The sequence below is a fragment of the Nitrosomonas europaea genome (assembly GCF_900167395.1).
Taxonomy (GTDB): Bacteria; Pseudomonadota; Gammaproteobacteria; order Burkholderiales; family Nitrosomonadaceae; genus Nitrosomonas; species Nitrosomonas europaea.
In genome coordinates this window covers 1-17,065 of sequence record NZ_FUWK01000029.1, presented here as the reverse complement: position 1 = coordinate 17,065, position 17,065 = coordinate 1, and the positions used below count along the sequence as shown (strand labels likewise).

Genomic DNA, 17,065 nt, shown 5'->3' with positions numbered 1-17,065 from the left:
AGAAAGCTAACGCCTGGGTTATATCGTTGCCCTACCAATGTTTCTTTGTTCTGTTCCATTTATTAAGAGCTGCGGCAAAGATATTGTAGAAAACTTGGCATATTTGTTTTAAGACAGGCATACCAAACAGCCTTGATTTCCATGTTTCCTTTGGGGAGTTGCGCCAGATTGCCAGAAATGCATTAAATCCAACTTGAAGATCGCCATTTTCATCGACAACATGTAGACGCTCACGCACAAATTCAAGCTCAGAACCTACCTCTGATACCAAGCTATTATTCTTGTGAACATCATTCCATTGAATCTCACAGACGCTATCCTTATCCATTTGCCCTTCTATCCCTGCTTTACAAACTGGGCAAGCTGAATTGTAGTAAACCTTCATTTTGGATTTATCGTTCATGATTCAATCCGTAGAGGTATAACGCTCAAGCTAAGGGGCCGACAAGCCGCGCAGTGGATTGGCGGTCCGCTTGAGCGCCCTGTTGGGCTTTTCCATTAACCACCTGCAGAGGCAGAAAAACTTGATCTCAGCCCCTCGAGGACACCCTACGCTCGCCCCAGTTTCTGCGACGAAGACAGCTTGTCATTCACCAGCAATAGCTGGATCGTATAAGCAGGCCAAGACATTTTGAGCTGGTGATATTGCTGTACTTTGGGAAGATCGAGTCCTTCAAGAAAGATCAGTGTTTGTGTCATATACGCCTCCACTTTATCCGGCATCGTCGCTCCATCTATGCGCCCTGCCAGCTCAATGAGCTTTCCGCATTCGATGAGAACTTCGTTCTTCAAGACACGGCCCACTAGGTTCTTCTTTGGCTCATAAGTCCCTTTTATAATAGTCTCCTGATTCGTTATCTTGAGTAAACCAATGTACGCAGCGATGCCAGCGATGAAGCCAGTAACTACGGCGCTTAGAACCCACAAAACAGGACTTTGTTTGATGATCTCATCCATTCCTTAGCCTCCGTAGTATCGGTACCCCACGAGATGCCCAACGCAATATATAAGACATTTTGTCCAATAATCCTGTTTGTAATGTCGTATAACTCTGAAATAAGTTAATTATCATCATGTATTTCAATGAAAATTTCACCCAACAAAACAATTTCCGCTGACAAATAAGACAACAGCGCAATCAGCCTAAAAACTGCTTAACTAAATACAGAAGAGAATAAAGCGCAAGTACTACTGTTTAAGCGTCGGAAAGAACCTGTATTTCATGGATTACTTGTTTAGCCTTCGGCTTGCGACCTCACGAAAACGGTGGTGATTATGGCACAAGTGAGATAAATCTCCTCTTTGCAAATCCTGCAAGGATGAAGCAATCCAGAACAACATTCAGTGCTGCTGGATCGCCACGTCGGCCTGCAGCCTCCTCGCGAGGGCGGGGAATAGTGTCCACTTCTCGAACCGATTACCGGTGCTTTGCATGTACCGTGCGCGATTCCAGCCGATTTGTCATGTCATCTATCCTTGTTTTCATTGATATAGACCATCGTATTGTTCGGTGCTGTATGGTCGTCGTCGAGAGGTAGTACAGCCTCTTCCGCGTTGGAAGCCGATGCTGTTATCGTCTTGGGTTTGCGCAACCAGAGATACAGGCCGCTGACCAACACAACGATGGCGATGAGGTCGAGCACTGCCCACAGGATTTTCAGCGGCAGCCCGCCATAATCGCCAGAATGCAGTCATTGCGCTAGAAACAGTGATTATTCTCCAGCCATTGCCGGAAATGATTCGATCCATTACCCCGATTTTCAGGATAAATTTCCTGCGCGACCTATCCGTGAAAACTGGAAAAGGCCATTCTTCAACGGATTTCTCGAACGATGCGCGTACCCCACCGCATCCTACTGATCTGGCCCCAATCGTTATATACCGCTCTTCGGTACATACTTGACGTTTAACAAACCTTCAAAGTCATTATCCTGAGTCCAAAGCGTGGCACCGTATTTATGCGCAGTGGCAAATATGATGCTGTCCGCTAATGGCAACTTATACAGAACGCCAAATTTTGCAGCGTCCATTGCCAGCTCAGAATCCAGCGGCACCACTCGCCCTTGCTCCATATGAGCCACCACAACCAAAGCGGCCTCCTCGCCACGTTGGTGTAACACGTTTTTGAAAACTTCCGTTATGGTGATGCTTGGCACCAGCAACTGCGAGATTTGCTCAACAGGCCCTGTAAATACCGGGGCATTTGCGTCACCTGCGAAATAGGACAACCAGGCGGAAGAATCAACTACATTCATACCTCATACCCGATCTTCGTCTCTGGTAACGGTAGTATCAATACCCTTGAGAAAACCTCTCATCTCCTTCATGGGTTTGAGGGGAATCAATTCAATTCGCCCCTGATAGGACATAACCTGGATTTTCTGCCCCGACACAATACCCATTGATTCGCGAATTTCTTTCGGGATTACAATCTGGTACTTCGGTGAAACGGTAACCGCTGTCATAGCCAAGCCTCTATCGATCTCAATATAGTATTACGATACATCTATCGATCAAGGATGGTCAAGCGCGACAGGATGCGGCGAGGTACGAGCCATATCGCTCGGATTATTCTCCAGTCATTGCTGGAAATGATTCGATCGCATTACCCCGATTTTCAGGATAAATTCCCGGCGCGAGCCTGTCATCATCCAGCGCCAGAAACGGGACGTGGCAGTGATGATGTCGATGGACGAATACGAACGACTGGTCAATCTAAACGTGGCTGAGTTTCAGCGCTTCAGCGATCGTGTCGGCGCCAAGGCGCAGGAAGCCGGTATGACAGAAGAAGTACTGCAAGAATTGCTAAGGAACGTCTGATAAAACCCTCCATGAGCCGCATTGCAGGCAAAATCATGATGGTCGCAAGGAGCACGACATAGCGAGCACATGATTTTGTCACAACCCTTTGTGGGGCACTGGACTGTAGCGTTGAGCTCGTTGTGAAGGGGCCAAAACCATTCATTGCCTCACTCGCCTTGTATTCCATCCGCAAAACACAGTGTGCAGCCCTGTGGGATTTGATCAGAGATTCCTTAGCCCCGACGCCACCAGGCCAGGATCACCACCACAACAGGTGCCAGAATGGTCAGCCACGATACTACGTCCCAGATACCGTCACCGATGAGGGCGGAAACCAGGCCGATCAGGACTGCCACGCTTAATAGCGTCGGTATGAAAAACACTTCTCGAACCGATTGTCGGTGCTTTGTATACATCGTGCGCGATTCCAGCCGATTCGTCATGTCATCTATCCTTATTCTCATTGATATAGACCATCGCGTTGTTCGGTGCTGTATGGTCGTCATCGAGAGGCAGTACAGCATCGTCCGCTTTGGAAACCGATGCTGCCGTCGTCTTGGGTTTACGCAACCAGAGATACAGGCCACTAGCCAACACGACGATGGCGATGAGGTCGAGCACTGCCCACAGAATTTTCAGCGGCAGGCCGCCGTAGTCACCAAAGTGCAATGGTTGTGACAAAAACAATGTCTTCACATACCAGGGCATATCGCGTGAATCGGTCAGCTCACCGTTGCTGGCATCGACCAGCGCCGGCTTCAGCAGCCGCGATGTGATCGGCGTGTTGCCCCTCAGGAAAAAGGTATAGTGATGCGGGCTGGAAAACATCGTACCCGGGAAAGCGACCAGTCGTACCTCCATGTCCGGCGCCGCCGCGCGAGCAGCACGCAGCGATGCTTCAAGATGTGCAGGCTGTGTGACGGGTGGCAGATCTTTAAAGGGTGCGGTCATTTCAGCCATCTGGTCCATTTGCCACAGGCTCAGGATAATGCGGTCCAGCGTGTTGATGGAGCCGGTCAGACCCACTACTGTCAGCCAGACCACGGTCACGATACCCAGCAGATTATGTATATCCAGCCATTTGATTCGTGCACTGCGCTGCATGCGCAGCACGCCGAACTTCAGCCGCTGCATGAATGGATAGTACAGCACGACGCCCGATACGATGGCCACCACCATCAGCAAGCCCATGAAACCCAGAAACAGTGTGCCGGGCAGATCGGCAAACATGTCTACATGCAGCCTGAGCATCACATACATGAAGCCTTCATTGGTCTTGGGTTCGTCCAGCACTTTGGCAGTACGGGAATCGATCACCACTGAATTACTTTCCTCCGGCGGGGCATCGACCCGACTGGCCATCGATACATAGGTCAGATCCGGATGCTCCTCCTGATCCCAGAACATGAAGCGGATGACTTCGCCAGGACGGCGTGCGAGCACCACCTGTGCGATACGATCCATACTGGCATCCGGCGTGCCTTTGGGCATGGGGGGTGCCTCCACCACCCCGCTAAGATGCTCGATTTCTTCATGAAAAATCAGCGGCAGACCCGTCAGACACAACAGCAACATGAACAAGGTGCAAACAATACTGCTCCATTTGTGAATCCAGGCCCAGGACTGTAACGACATCAGTATCTCCTTACAAATCGATGGAAGCAGAGAAATTTATGGTACGCGGCGTACCGATGAAGAGATAGCCTGCCGTGGCCGCACCGAAGTAATCCTTGTCCAACAGGTTTTCGACATTCAAGCGGAACATAACCGGCCTGGAGACGATACGCGCAGCGTAGCGCACGCCTGCATCGAAGCGCACCCAATCCGGAATCTTCAGAGTGTTGGTCGCATCGACGAAAGTCTTGGCGGTGTAGACCATTCTGCCTGTCAGCGTTAGCCCCGGCAGGAAGCCAACATCCCACTCTGCTCCCAGATTGGCCTGCCACTCGGGGACCCCGATAGCTTTATTGCCCTTCAGCATTGCTGACACCGATTTGGACAACACTGCATCTATATAGCTGGCGCCACCCAACACGCGTACACCGCGCACAACTTCGCCGGCAATGGTTGCCTCCACACCGCGATTACGCTGTTCACCAAACACGCCGAATGTCGTGCCGGATATACCCGCACTGGGCCGGGTCAATTCGAACAGGCTCAGTGTTGTCATGAAATTACCCTGATCGAACTTGACACCGATTTCTTTCTGCTTGGATTTATACGGAGACATAATCTCTCCCGGATTAGTAATCGCCGCGCTGATCGGTGCTGTATCCCCTTTCGACAATCCTTCGATATAACTTGCATACAGCGACAATGACGGGCGCAGTTTGAACACGATGCCAACGACAGGCGTTATTGCGCTCTTATCGTAGCGCGGGCCACTGGCCATACCCGTAGCAAAATTGTAGCTTTGTCCCTCGACCTTCTGATAACGTAGGCCAAGTGACGCCAACAACCTGTCATCCCAGAATGACATCGTATCGGCCAGTACCACACTGGTCAGCTGAGTATCGAGGTAGGGACGCGCCAAGTTATTGATACCCTCAATGGAGGGAGTCGAAAACAATTGGCCGGTATACAAATTGGAAATACCGGGAGGAAGGCCGGTATAAAAGCCCAGCTCTTGCGACTGGTCAAGCCAGGTAAAACCAAGTGCAGTACTATGGCTGACAGGCCCGGTAGCAAATACGCCGCGCATACCTGCTTCCAGTGACTGAGTACGAGTAGGCATACGCTGCCAGCCTCCGGCGTAGGAATAGTCACCCGCCGTATTCAGAAGGATCGGATTGGCAGCGATGGCGCCCCAGTTAAGTTTACGCATGCCGTAGCTCGCGTATGCGGTAACAGCCTGGCTGATGTCATACTCCGCTTTGAACAGCCACGAGATATTGCGACCATCAGTCCAGCCATAACCAGGATAGGCCGTGGTGTTGTCCGGCACACGCGGGACCGCTGTCAAACCGGGACTCAGCTGGAACTGGCGTACCACGTTATTGATGCGTTCCTGCTGCCACAACAGATCGAGAGAAGCTCGCAGTGAACGCTGACGAAAATCCAACCCCAGCGACCCCAGGCTCTGATAGGTAGACTGACCATCGATCGTCGTATTGCCACCGCGGTGCATGACATTCAGGCGTGCACCGAATACATTATCCGGCCCGAAACGGCCACCAATATCGGCATGGCCACCAAACAGGGAATTTGAAGTTATGCCGGTCGTGATCCGCATCAGCGGCGTATCCCCAGCGCGCTTGGGCACCAGATTAACGACGCCGCCCACACTGCTGCCAGGCGCCATACCAAACAATGCGGCAGACGGGCCTTTGATCACTTCTACCCGTTCTATCGATTCCAGCGGTGCCCGCCAGTAAGGTGTCAGGCCAAACAGCCCGTTCAGCGCGAAATCTGCGCTGGAGACCGAAAAACCGCGCATCGTGAGGTCTTCGTTAATATTGGAGCGAGCACTGCTCATACGCACCGATGGATCCATCGCCGCAATATCTGCCACCGAGCGTGCCTGGTTATTCTCGATCACTTGCGCCGAGTAACTGGTAACGCTGAAAGGGGTATCCATCACTGCGGTATTACCAAGCACACCCATACGTGCACCACTGCCTACCTGGCCACCCTTGTAAAGCGGGGGTGCCTCATCAATAGCGGCTCGGTGGCCCGCCACCGTTACCGTTGGCAGCACGGTCCCGCTTGTCGTTATCGTGGCAGCAGTCGCCCTGCGTATCACGTAGCCGCTACCAGGGGTGGCAACCGCCTCCAGTCCGGTTCCCGCCAGCAGTGCCTTCAACCCGTCCGGCACGCTATAGCTGCCTGACAGGCCGGAACTGTGCTTACCCGCAGTCAGTGCGCCGTCAATGGAGAGTGTAATGCCGGCATCTGCCGCAAAATGGTTCAGCACCTGATCCAGCGTGCCGGCCGGAATATCGTAGCGGAGGCTTGCTTGCGGCTGAACAGGCGCTGTCGTGCTCTGCGCCCGCACGGGTACAAACGCTGCTGCCATGGACAGACAGGCCAGCAGCATGATTTGGCGCAATAGCGCTTGCGAACGACAAGTCCCTGTGACGCACGGGTTGGCAGGAAGATTGGTGTTTCTCATTGGCATAGATTTTTCCCTTCAGTAATAGATGGTCCCGGCTGTTTGCCAGGGCCTTACCTGTATCCCGATACGAGATGAGAAAAGTGCTACGGTTGACGCGAAATTTTTTCGGTGGGATAGCGGAATAGCTGTTTTATTTCATGGGGCGAGGTCCGACGATAGTCCACCAGCGCGTAACTGTCTGCACCTGTACCGGCAGCGCCTGGGCAAGCAGGCGCAGACTCTGGTCAGTATCGTCCAGTGAATAAACGCCGGAGACGATCAGATCCCTGACTGCCGGGTCACAACGCAATACACCGCTGCGGTATCGGCCCAGCTCGACCAGGAAATCTTCCAGCCGCATGCGTTCAGCCACCAGCAGACCGCGTGTCCAGGCAGTCGCACTGATCTGTAATGCCTCGGCTGCTTCGACTTTGGTGTGATCGAAACACGTCTGCTGACCAGCATCAAGCCGTACGACATCACCCGGATTCATTCCGGCCGGACGGATAGCGACTGCACCATCCTGTACTGCCACCTGGATTTGCTCACCCGATTCACGCACATTGAAGCGTGTACCCAGCGCCTGCACGCTGCCCCGAGTGGTTTGCACCAAAAACGGGCGGTCGGCACTGTCTGGCGCTGTAACGATGAAGATCTCACCCGTGCGCAACAGCAATTGGCGTGCCTGCGCGCTGTAGCACACATCAATGGCAGTGGCACTGCCGAGCGTCACCTGCGTGCCATCGGCAAGTTCGATATTACGTCGCTCGCCATAGCCGGTGTGGTCATCGGCCATCATCATCTGCCATTGCGCTGTTTGCCGCAATCCACAACCCATAATACCGGCGCCTGCCAGCAGACCTGCCATACCGAGCACTGTGCGGCGCGCTTTACATCGCCTGGCATCAGCACTGCGCAGCACTTCAGCGGCGGGCGAAGCCAGTGTTTGCAGTTGTTCATCGGTACGTTGCACCTGCGCCCAGGCGCGGGCATGTGCCGGATCAGCCGCCAGCCAGCTCTGCCAGCGCATACGATCTCTATCGGTAGCCTCCCCCGACCAGAAGATGACCTGCCATTGCAGTGCCTGCTGCAGGACAGCAACTGCAGGTGCGGCATCAGGCTCGAGCTGAGCTGCACGGGGTAACGAAGATGTATTGCTGTCGCTCATGCACGTGTCAATGTCATGGAGCGGTGCCAGTCGGTGAATTCAAGACACAATGGCAAGCCTGCGCGGCGCGCAGCATATACTTGCGCACTGTCGCGACAGAAATACCCCGGCGCTGCGCAATGTCAGAATAGGTCAATCCGTCGAGCCGCGACAGCAGGAACACTTCACGCACCCGAGATGGAAGGCTGCCCAGCGCAGTATCGAGCAACAACAGCACTTGCAGCGCCAGCACACGCTCCTCAGCCGAGGGCGCAAGATTTTCCGGCAGTTGCGCCAGCGCTGCCAGATAAGCCTCTTCGATGGCACGACGACGGTACAGATCCACCGCCAGACCCTTGGCGATCTGAGTAAGGAAAGCGCGCGATTGCTCGGCATTGGGCATGCGGCCCGAAACCAGAACGCGCACGAAGGTGTCATGCGCCAGATCGGATGCATCAACAGCACTGCTCAGTCTGCGGCGCAGCCAAACCTGCAGCCAGTCGTGGTGATTGCAGTACAGGGTCTCAATGTCCGTGGACACGGTAGCACCAGACACCAGACATGAATCGGTAGGAATGCTGTTATCCAACATGACAAACAACAAGAATGAGAATGCTTATTATTTTATCAGGCTGATAAAAACGAATCTACTCGTGGTTTTGTACGTAGGAAAAATATATTCAGGAAATAAAACAGGCAGGCTTTGTTCTACTATACCGTACGCTCACGCAGATGAACGATATTACCTTCCGGATCACAGATATTGCGCGCCCGTAAACTGGGCCCAGGCCACAATGGCCCCCACACCTTGCCACCGTATTCTTCGGCAATACGCTCTGCTGTGACCAAGCTCTCAACAGTGAAGAACGGTTTGATTGCCTGTTCCTCGCGCGGCACGGGTGGTACGGCAATAGTGATCTGATCAGCTGAACATCGGGTGATTGCAGCACCCTGTGTTCACTGTCCGCATGCAGCACTTTCGCCCCCAGCACTTGCTCGTAGAAGGATGAAACTTTATCCAGCTGCTTTGCGTAAATCAGCACACCTGTACGAGCGGAGCCAGACATTCGATTCTCCGGATATGTCAGTTAATAAATAACCCGTGCGGCCTGTTGCTTGAAGTCAGACGATCGAGTCAGTAACCGAGAAAAAATCCCTTGCCTTTGTCCCGACATACCAGGTCAACCCTTTGTTGGCAGAGAAGCCAATGATTACACCAACGCCAAACGGGATAGCTTTTTCTGCAGCTTTTTTTGTGAAGGTTATTCCAACTTTTTTGAATAGCTCTCTTAGCGTTTGAAGAGACGCATCCTGGAGATATTGTTGCATCATTTTTACTGATGCTTTTTTGCCAGGTTCTTTCCCGCCCACTCTGGTCATCTCACTGATTGCACCAAGCCCCGCAATCATCAAACAAAGGCGTTTTTCCTCTTCGATGGTAATGTCACGGCCGTAAATCGTTGCAATGGCCATTGTCATTTCAATTTGATACTTCATGGAAAGAGCCGTATTGGCTGTTGCGCCGCCAAATGCAGCCAGAACAGTGCCCAGCCCGGGGATTACCCCTGTAAGAGCGGTCGTTCCGCCCACAAAGGCAGTATAGTAGGAGTAGTTCGATATGATCTTGTCGGCAGCATAAGCGTTGATCTCGTCTTCCGAACGATCACTCCCATACCGGGTTACATATTTATCCTTGAGTTGCAGAGCCTCTTTTCTGATAGCAGCAGGCTCTGCAAGAACCAGCTCAATTGCTTTCAGAAGGATTGGTTTGTCACCAACCGTAATGACTTCTGACATGTCACCTCCTTATGTTTTTGCTGCTGCCTAATGCCGCGCTCTGCGGCCAATTGGGAGCGCAGGGGGAAATTTGTCCGACAGCGGCGCGTGTTATATGCCTTTCTCATCAACGATTCACAAATACTGCCTTGAACTGATCAGACGTTTTCATTTGTCAGCGGTGCGGTAAAGCAATCTTCATCCGGAAAACCTGAGGCTTTGAACAGATTCCTAGAACTGATTCAGGCAAGGCCTGTCGGAACCACAGGCAGTGTCTATATTTTGATGAGTTCCGATGCGAAAGTTTCTGAACAATCGAATGCAGATGGCATCAGTCAGCAGCCGTTCAGATTGCCTGGATTATCATCAAAATAAATGGACTGGATCGATCAAGTACACAAAAGACAAACGGATGAGACATAAGCCACAAATAATAAAAATGCGTTGGTTGGGTGTAGCAGTAACGTTATTAGTCTTATACGCTTCGTCGGCCTGGGCCTTTAGCATCAACGATGTCGCAAAACAGGCCCAACTATTAGCCAGCGAAAGTTATGAAACACCGGAAACCAACTTGCCCTCCATTTTCCGCGATATGAAGTATGCGGATTATCAACAGATTCAATTCAATCACGATAAAGCTTACTGGAATAATCTGAAGACCCCATTCAAGCTTGAGTTTTACCACCAGGGCATGTATTTCGATACACCTGTCAAAATCAATGAAGTCACTGCTACATCGGTACATCAAATCAAATACACCCCTGATTATTTCAATTTTGGCAACGTCCAGCATGACAAAGACACAGTGAAAGATCTTGGTTTTGCCGGCTTCAAAGTGCTCAATCCAATCAATAGCAAAAATAAAAACGACGAAATTCTCAGTATGCTCGGCGCCAGCTATTTCCGCATGATTGGCGCAGGTCAGGTTTACGGTCTTTCCGCACGCGGCCTGGCTATCGATACTGCTCTGCCTTCCGGCGAAGAGTTTCCCCGGTTCCGGGAATTCTGGATCGAACGGCCTAAACCCGCTGACAGGCACCTGATAATTTATGCACTACTGGACTCGCCACGCGCGACGGGCGCTTACCGCTTTGTCATCATGCCGAACCGCGACATCACCGTTAACGTCCAGTCGAAAATCTATCTGCGCGACAAGGTCGGCAAACTGGGCATTGCGCCACTGACGAGTATGTTCCTGTTTGGCTCTAACCACCCTTCTCCGATGGTGAACTTCCGTCCTGAGTTACATGATTCTAACGGCCTCTCCATTCACGCCAGTAATGGAGAATGGATCTGGCGTCCACTGAACAATCCGAGACGTCTGGCCATCAGCAGTTTTTCCACAGAAAACCCGCAGGGGTTTGGTCTGCTGCAGCGTGGCCGTCAATTTTCACGTTTTGAAGATCTGGATGATCGTTACGATTTGCGGCCGAGCGCATGGATCACTCCGAAAGGGAAATGGGGCAAAGGCAGCGTCGAGCTGATAGAAATTCCGACCAATGACGAAACCAACGACAACATCGTCGCTTTCTGGACACCGGATCAACTGCCGGAGGCGGGTAAAGAAATAAACTTCAAATACACCCTCACCTTCAGCAAGGATGAAGACAAACTGCATGCACCGGATAACGCATATGTCATGCAGACGCTTCGCTCAACGGGCGATGTAAAACAGTCGAATCTGATTCGCCAGCCTGACGGCACGATTGCCTTCATCATCGATTTCACCGGCAGGAAAATGAAGAAATTGCCGCAGGATACGCCTGTTGCAGCGCAGGCCAGTATCGATGACAACGGTACGATCGTCGAAAGCAGCGTACGTTACAACCCGATCATTAAAGGCTGGCGCCTGACACTGCGCGTAAAAGTGAAAGATGTAGAAAAAATCACTGAGATGCGTGCTGCACTGGTCAATGGTGACCAGATACTGAGTGAAACCTGGAGCTATCAGTTACCCGCTGATGAATAAGACTACTGAATACATCGATGCGCTGCCGCTGACTGTCGCAGAAAAAGCAACGCTGCCGGCAACGGACATCCGCACCCTTCATGAGACATTGAATCCTGAGCATCATGACTATGCGCGCGAAGATGATTCGCCACTGGGATCTGTAAAAGCACGGCTTGAACAAAGCTGGCCTGATTCTCTAGTCAACAGGCAACTGACTGAAGACGACGAAGGACGTACGCAACTGGAAACGATGCCCAAAGCGACACGCTCATCAATATCGCCGGATCCGTGGCGCACCAATCCGATTGGCCGATTCTGGGATCATTTGCGCGGGCACAATGCCACACCGCACCACGTGTCGCGATTGACAAAGGAAGAGCAGGCTCATGAACAGAAATGGTGCACCGTCGGTACCATTCGCCGCTACATTCTGCTACTGCTGACATTTTCGCAGACTGCGCTTGCAACCTGGTATATGAAAACCATCCTTCCTTACCAGGGTTGGGCACTGATCGATCCGATCGACATGATTGGCCAGGATATATGGATATCGTTCATGCAGCTGCTGCCTTATATACTGCAAAGCGGTATTTTGATCCTCTTCGCTATTCTGTTCTGCTGGATATCTGCCGGTTTCTGGACGGCACTGATGGGCTTTCTGCAACTGCTGATCGGTAAAGACAAGTACAGTATTTCTGCATCTCTGGCAGGAGATGTGCCCATCAATCCCGAGCACCGTACGGCGTTGATCATGCCTATCTGCAATGAGGACGTAGATCGCGTGTTCGCCGGATTGCGCGCGACCTGGGAATCAGTGAAAGCGACAAATCAGCAGCAACACTTCGATATCTATATTCTGAGCGACAGCTACGACCCTGATATCTGCGTCGCAGAACAGAAAGCATGGATAGAACTGCTTGCAGAGGTACAGGATAAAGGCCAGATATTCTATCGTCGTCGCGGCCGCCGCGTAAAACGCAAGAGCGGCAATATTGACGATTTCTGCCGCCGCTGGGGCAGCCAGTACAGCTACATGGTCGTGCTCGATGCGGATTCGGTAATGTCAGGAGAATGTCTGACCAGTCTGGTGCGCTTGATGGAGGCCAACCCGAATGCCGGCATCATTCAATCGTGGCCGAGAGCCTCGGGCATGGATACCTTCTACGCACGCTGCCAGCAGTTTGCAACGCGTGTTTACGGGCCACTGTTTACTGCCGGCCTGCATTTCTGGCAATTGGGAGAATCACACTACTGGGGCCACAACGCCATCATCCGTGTGCAACCGTTCATTGAACACTGTACGCTGGCGCTGCTGCCGGGTGAAGGCACTTTCGCGGGCTCCATACTCTCTCACGATTTCGTGGAAGCGGCATTGATGCGCCGTGCGGGGTGGGGAGTATGGATTGCTTACGACCTGCCGGGTTCTTATGAAGAACTGCCACCGAACCTGCTGGATGAGCTTAAGCGCGACCGCCGCTGGTGTCACGGGAACCTGATGAACTTCCGCCTGTTCCTGGTAAAAGGCCTGCATCCGGTACATCGTGCGGTATTCCTGACCGGCGTGATGTCGTATCTTTCCGCGCCGCTGTGGTTTATGTTCCTTGCACTTTCCACTGCGCTGCAGGTGGTGCATGCATTCACGGAACCGCACTACTTCCTGCAGCCGCACCAGCTGTTTCCGGTGTGGCCGCAGTGGCAGCCGGAACTGGCGATCGCACTGTTGGCCTCGACCATGGTGCTGCTGTTTCTACCCAAGCTGCTGAGTATTTTGCTCATCTGGTGCAAAGGAACGAAAGAATACGGTGGATTCATTCGCGTCACGATCTCCCTGCTGCTGGAAGTGATTCTTTCAGTATTGCTGGCACCGGTGCGCATGCTGTTCCACACAGTATTCGTGGTCAGTGCGTTCCTCGGCTGGAAGGTGGCATGGAAATCGCCACAACGCGACGATGACTCCACCACGTGGCGTGAAGCCTTTATGCGCCATGGTTCTCAACTGCTGCTGGGGCTGGTTTGGGCAACAGGGATGGCGTGGCTCGATTTGCGCTTCCTGTTCTGGCTAGCGCCTATCGTCTTCTCGCTGATTCTGTCACCGTTCGTATCCGTCTTTTCCAGTCGTGCATCTGTCGGCCTGCGTGCCAAACGCTGGAAGCTGCTCCTGATCCCGGAAGAATATTCACCACCCAAGGTATTGGTGGATACAGACAACTATCTGATGATGAATCGCAACCGCACGCTGAACGATGGCTTCATGCACGCCGTGTTTCATCCATCATTCAATGCATTGACAACGGCAACAGCTACCGCGCGCCACCGCAAAAGCAAAGTGCTTGAAATTGCCCGCGATCATCATATTGAGCAGGCACTGAATGAACCCCCTGACAAACTCAACCGCGATTGCCGCCTGACCCTATTGAGCGACCCGGTCATCATGTCGCGCCTGCATTACTGCGTATGGGCAATGCCGGAAAAATACGCTTCATGGGTGAATCATTATCAGCAACTGACACTCAATCCGTCAGCACTGAAACAATGTGAGCCGAACATCGAGGAAGAAGCTGACTATGCGGAACCAACTGCCCAAATCGATATGGCTCTCCCCGGTACACCCTGACGTAGCGCTAACGGGCAACCCACACTGCACTTTGGCTATCCAGCGATAGAAGGGAAATGTAGCAGCAATCACTGACAGGTTTGCCGTTGTGTTCTAGCTACTCTGCCACGTGGGAGCCGTTTGGATCTCAATGCACCCAATACATCCTTCTTTTTTCATTCCATTCGCCTATTCCCCAAAATTGAGCCTACCACCATTTGGCTCACCATCATTTTTTCATCGAACTAAATTATCGTTATTTTATTATTAATATCATATGGTTATGATTTCAATAAACATTCATCATGTAAAAATATTGAACGAAAAAAGATATTCGTACACTTCTCTATAAGAAGAACAAGAATAGTTTTCGATCGCAACATAATCATTTTCTATGAGGATGGATCATGACTATTACTCACTATAAAACTTGCCTTTTACGGGAATGGCCACTCGTAATAATGCGCATACACGAGCTCCAGCATTTCAATAAAACAGTTCACTATTTTCTTAAATAAGTTTTTTGTCAGATAAATAAAGAGCTTACGCGTTTTTATTTTTTCTTCAGTGAACTGAGACCTGCGTAAGTCTGATTTTCGTGTGCCAGATGCACATTCAGATGCATCCAACTGTGGTTTTTAAGTTCAATTCTTAATTATTTTGAGTCAGGAACCCAGTAGACGAGAAATTATTTTTGCATATGGAGAATATATGAAACATACCTGCTCAACCAGTGATCTGGGATATTTGAAGTTCAATAAAAGAAGAGAAATGATGGGCTGGAATACGGTTGAAAGAAACTGGAAGGAATTAAAAGGCAAGCTTAAAGAAACATGGGGCGATATGACTGATGATGAGCTGGATGTCATTGCAGGCAAACGTGAACAACTGGTGGGGAAAATCCAAACCAAATATGAAATTGCAAGGGAAGAGGCTGAAAGACAGGTTAACGCTTTTGCTCACGATTGCGATGCCGCTAAGGAACCTCTGAAAAACGTCGGCGAGGCAGTCAGTTCAAGGCAAAAATCGGTGAAAAAGCGGAGTTTATACACATAATAAATGAGCATTTTGAGCCGATTTTTAACGCAGAAATGGCAACGCAGGTAGTTTTTCAGAGGTTCCGTAAGGAAAAAGCCAATCGTCAGGGATATTTGAACACCCGGCCAAAAGATGAATCTGTTTTAGGAAATGATAATCGAACCATCGTGCAGAAATGATGATTCGACTCAAAGAGCAGATCAGTACTTATGAAACAACAATAAGTACCGGGGCTGCAAGGTGAGCCGGAATCTCACCTGTATTACAAAAGCAGTAAACAGAACTCTTTTAACTTATCAAATCAACAGGAGTCAATCATGAAAAAACTGAATATTTCATCAACATCCGCTGTTGCCTCTTTTATTACCACAACTGCTTTTGCAAATTTGCAACTCTACCTCCAATAGTACAGAAATAGAATGTGAAGTGGATGCAACCGAGGCGTTAATTCAATCTGATCGTAGCATCTTATAAACATAGGAGGATATTCAAAATGAAAGCTCATATCTCAACAGTAAAACTTTCTATCTTAGTTCCAGCCGCCTTGTTGTCCGGATTCTTCCTGACAGGAAGTACTGCGGCAATAGCCGACTCTTCTTCAGACAGCAATCGCGCAAACAGTGAGAAATACGAAAAGAAGGAAGATATCAGAAAATATGATCAGCGAAATGATTTGGATGAAAGCAGAAGAGGTATAGAAGATACCGTGATACCTGAGACTGATAGCAATTCAACTAATCAGCAAGATCACAATCTTCGCAATCCATCAGAACAGTCCCCCGCAGAAATTATGCCGGGCAGGAACTAATCTAATCAAAATTCTATTCAACAAAAGAGGAAAGTTATGAAAAAAATATTATCAATCTTATCGAGCACTTTCATTCTGTCTCTATTTATGCTCAGTTCAGTCAACGCGCAGGTAGAGGATGTTCATCTGCAAGAAGCAATCAGGCAAACCGAAGCTGTGGTTCTGGCAGTAGATGTAAAGACTATGACACAACTGGTGCAGGAAGCAGAAAGGTATGCCGTTGAAGTCAAATCAACACATCCTGAAAACGAGCACCTTCAGGAAGGATTGAAACACCTGAATGACGTCATAAAAGAATCTCAGGCTGGCGAACCTGCCGCAGCCAGAAAAGCAGCTATTGTTGCGTTGAGTAAATTTAATCAAATTGAGCGTAAATAAATACAGATCAGGGCCTGGAATGACAGAACGAAATTATGTTATTCCAGGCCCTGCAGTTCTCAAATTTTGAAGATTTCCAGATTTCTTGTCCGACTTTGAGTTGGATCGTTAGGGAACCCCTGAAAAACGTCGGCGAGGCAGTCAGGTCAAGGCAAAAATCGGAGAAAAAGCGGAGTTTAATATGTAGTAGTTGAGATCTGATCTGACAGTTACCCGATTTGACGAGTGCCTGTTAGATCAGATTCAGTTATTCAATTCGGTAATTTTATCGTCCCATATCTCCTTAGCGTCAATTAAAGTTTGCATCGGGGTGCGTCCACAGCACATTTTTCCCTGGTGAGTCCGCACACTGTTGTAGTACGCCATCCAATCATCCAGATCGTGTTGTAACTCTTCAATGGACTGGTAAATCTTGCGCCGGAATGTCACCTGGTAGAACTCCTGCAAGATGGTTTTGTGAAAGCGTTCGCAAATACCGT

At 50.5% G+C, this 17,065-nt stretch carries 18 protein-coding genes and 1 pseudogene; 6 read left to right on the top strand and 13 right to left on the bottom strand.

Annotation, left to right across the window (positions count from 1 at the left end; translation table 11 throughout):
- Positions 1 to 31 precede the first annotated feature (31 nt).
- The 5 genes from B5D58_RS09555 to B5D58_RS09535 all read right to left on the bottom strand — a co-directional run bounded on the left by B5D58_RS09555 (position 32) and on the right by B5D58_RS09535 (position 2,465).
- Positions 32 to 403 (bottom strand): thiol-disulfide oxidoreductase DCC family protein, encoded by a 372-nt coding sequence (locus B5D58_RS09555; RefSeq protein ID WP_041356875.1) that lies wholly within the window; start codon positions 401 to 403, stop codon positions 32 to 34.
- 146 nt (positions 404 to 549) lie between these two features.
- Entirely contained in the window at positions 550 to 957 is a 408-nt protein-coding gene (locus B5D58_RS09550) for a hypothetical protein (RefSeq protein WP_011112897.1), read from the bottom strand.
- Between the two features lie 509 nt (positions 958 to 1,466).
- The gene (locus B5D58_RS09545; protein WP_011112898.1) at positions 1,467 to 1,643 is read right to left on the bottom strand and encodes a hypothetical protein; all 177 of its coding nucleotides are present in this window, start codon (positions 1,641 to 1,643) and stop codon (positions 1,467 to 1,469) included.
- 231 nt (positions 1,644 to 1,874) lie between these two features.
- On the bottom strand, positions 1,875 to 2,255 hold the full coding sequence (locus tag B5D58_RS09540; protein WP_011112899.1) for a type II toxin-antitoxin system VapC family toxin: 381 nt from the start codon (positions 2,253 to 2,255) through the stop codon (positions 1,875 to 1,877).
- 3 nt (positions 2,256 to 2,258) lie between these two features.
- Positions 2,259 to 2,465 (bottom strand): AbrB/MazE/SpoVT family DNA-binding domain-containing protein, encoded by a 207-nt coding sequence (locus tag B5D58_RS09535; RefSeq protein WP_041356877.1) that lies wholly within the window; start codon positions 2,463 to 2,465, stop codon positions 2,259 to 2,261.
- A 139-nt stretch (positions 2,466 to 2,604) separates the two neighbouring features.
- Between B5D58_RS09535 and B5D58_RS14155 the strand changes: the two genes are divergently transcribed.
- Positions 2,605 to 2,820: a type II toxin-antitoxin system Phd/YefM family antitoxin gene (locus B5D58_RS14155; protein WP_041356878.1), complete on the top strand. Its 216-nt coding sequence runs from the start codon at positions 2,605 to 2,607 to the stop codon at positions 2,818 to 2,820.
- Positions 2,821 to 3,035: 215 nt separating this feature from the next.
- Here B5D58_RS14155 and B5D58_RS09525 read toward each other — a convergent pair whose 3' ends face one another.
- The 7 genes from B5D58_RS09525 to B5D58_RS09495 all read right to left on the bottom strand — a co-directional run bounded on the left by B5D58_RS09525 (position 3,036) and on the right by B5D58_RS09495 (position 9,839).
- Entirely contained in the window at positions 3,036 to 3,245 is a 210-nt protein-coding gene (locus tag B5D58_RS09525) for a hypothetical protein (protein WP_041356880.1), read from the bottom strand.
- 1 nt (position 3,246) lies between these two features.
- Entirely contained in the window at positions 3,247 to 4,437 is a 1,191-nt protein-coding gene (locus B5D58_RS09520) for a PepSY-associated TM helix domain-containing protein (RefSeq protein WP_011112900.1), read from the bottom strand.
- Positions 4,438 to 4,447: 10 nt separating this feature from the next.
- A complete protein-coding gene (locus B5D58_RS09515) occupies positions 4,448 to 6,919 on the bottom strand; it encodes a TonB-dependent receptor (RefSeq protein WP_011112901.1) in 2,472 nt (823 codons plus the stop codon).
- 127 nt (positions 6,920 to 7,046) lie between these two features.
- Positions 7,047 to 8,063 carry a FecR domain-containing protein gene (locus tag B5D58_RS09510; RefSeq protein ID WP_011112902.1) on the bottom strand — a complete coding sequence of 339 codons (1,017 nt, stop codon included), beginning with the start codon at positions 8,061 to 8,063 and terminating at the stop codon, positions 7,047 to 7,049.
- A gap of 13 nt (positions 8,064 to 8,076) precedes the next feature.
- The gene (locus B5D58_RS09505) at positions 8,077 to 8,583 is read right to left on the bottom strand and encodes a sigma-70 family RNA polymerase sigma factor (RefSeq protein WP_234989052.1); all 507 of its coding nucleotides are present in this window, start codon (positions 8,581 to 8,583) and stop codon (positions 8,077 to 8,079) included.
- 170 nt (positions 8,584 to 8,753) lie between these two features.
- A complete protein-coding gene (locus B5D58_RS14150; protein ID WP_234989051.1) occupies positions 8,754 to 8,939 on the bottom strand; it encodes a hypothetical protein in 186 nt (61 codons plus the stop codon).
- A 225-nt stretch (positions 8,940 to 9,164) separates the two neighbouring features.
- Positions 9,165 to 9,839 carry an EcsC family protein gene (locus B5D58_RS09495; protein ID WP_011112904.1) on the bottom strand — a complete coding sequence of 225 codons (675 nt, stop codon included), beginning with the start codon at positions 9,837 to 9,839 and terminating at the stop codon, positions 9,165 to 9,167.
- A 409-nt stretch (positions 9,840 to 10,248) separates the two neighbouring features.
- Here B5D58_RS09495 and mdoG point away from each other — a divergent pair, with 409 nt between their 5' ends.
- The 5 genes and pseudogenes from mdoG to smbP all read left to right on the top strand — a co-directional run bounded on the left by mdoG (position 10,249) and on the right by smbP (position 16,586).
- Positions 10,249 to 11,787: a glucans biosynthesis protein MdoG gene (mdoG, locus tag B5D58_RS09490; protein ID WP_086935153.1), complete on the top strand. Its 1,539-nt coding sequence runs from the start codon at positions 10,249 to 10,251 to the stop codon at positions 11,785 to 11,787.
- Positions 11,780 to 14,383, top strand: a complete 2,604-nt coding sequence (gene mdoH, locus B5D58_RS09485; RefSeq protein WP_011112906.1) for a glucans biosynthesis glucosyltransferase MdoH — start codon at positions 11,780 to 11,782, stop codon at positions 14,381 to 14,383. The genes mdoG and mdoH overlap by 8 nt, the downstream gene beginning before the upstream one ends.
- A gap of 753 nt (positions 14,384 to 15,136) precedes the next feature.
- Positions 15,137 to 15,310, top strand: a pseudogene (locus tag B5D58_RS14450) (CsbD family protein); the annotation flags it as partial.
- 583 nt (positions 15,311 to 15,893) lie between these two features.
- Positions 15,894 to 16,208 carry a hypothetical protein gene (locus tag B5D58_RS09475; RefSeq protein WP_011112908.1) on the top strand — a complete coding sequence of 105 codons (315 nt, stop codon included), beginning with the start codon at positions 15,894 to 15,896 and terminating at the stop codon, positions 16,206 to 16,208.
- Positions 16,209 to 16,244: 36 nt separating this feature from the next.
- Complete coding sequence (gene smbP, locus B5D58_RS09470) at positions 16,245 to 16,586, top strand: small metal-binding protein SmbP (RefSeq protein WP_011112909.1); 342 nt, start codon at positions 16,245 to 16,247, stop codon at positions 16,584 to 16,586.
- 243 nt (positions 16,587 to 16,829) lie between these two features.
- On the opposite strand, the gene B5D58_RS09465 is transcribed toward smbP, so the two are convergent.
- On the bottom strand, positions 16,830 to 17,065 hold a 236-nt coding region (locus B5D58_RS09465; RefSeq protein ID WP_143779564.1), incomplete at its 5' end, for an integrase core domain-containing protein.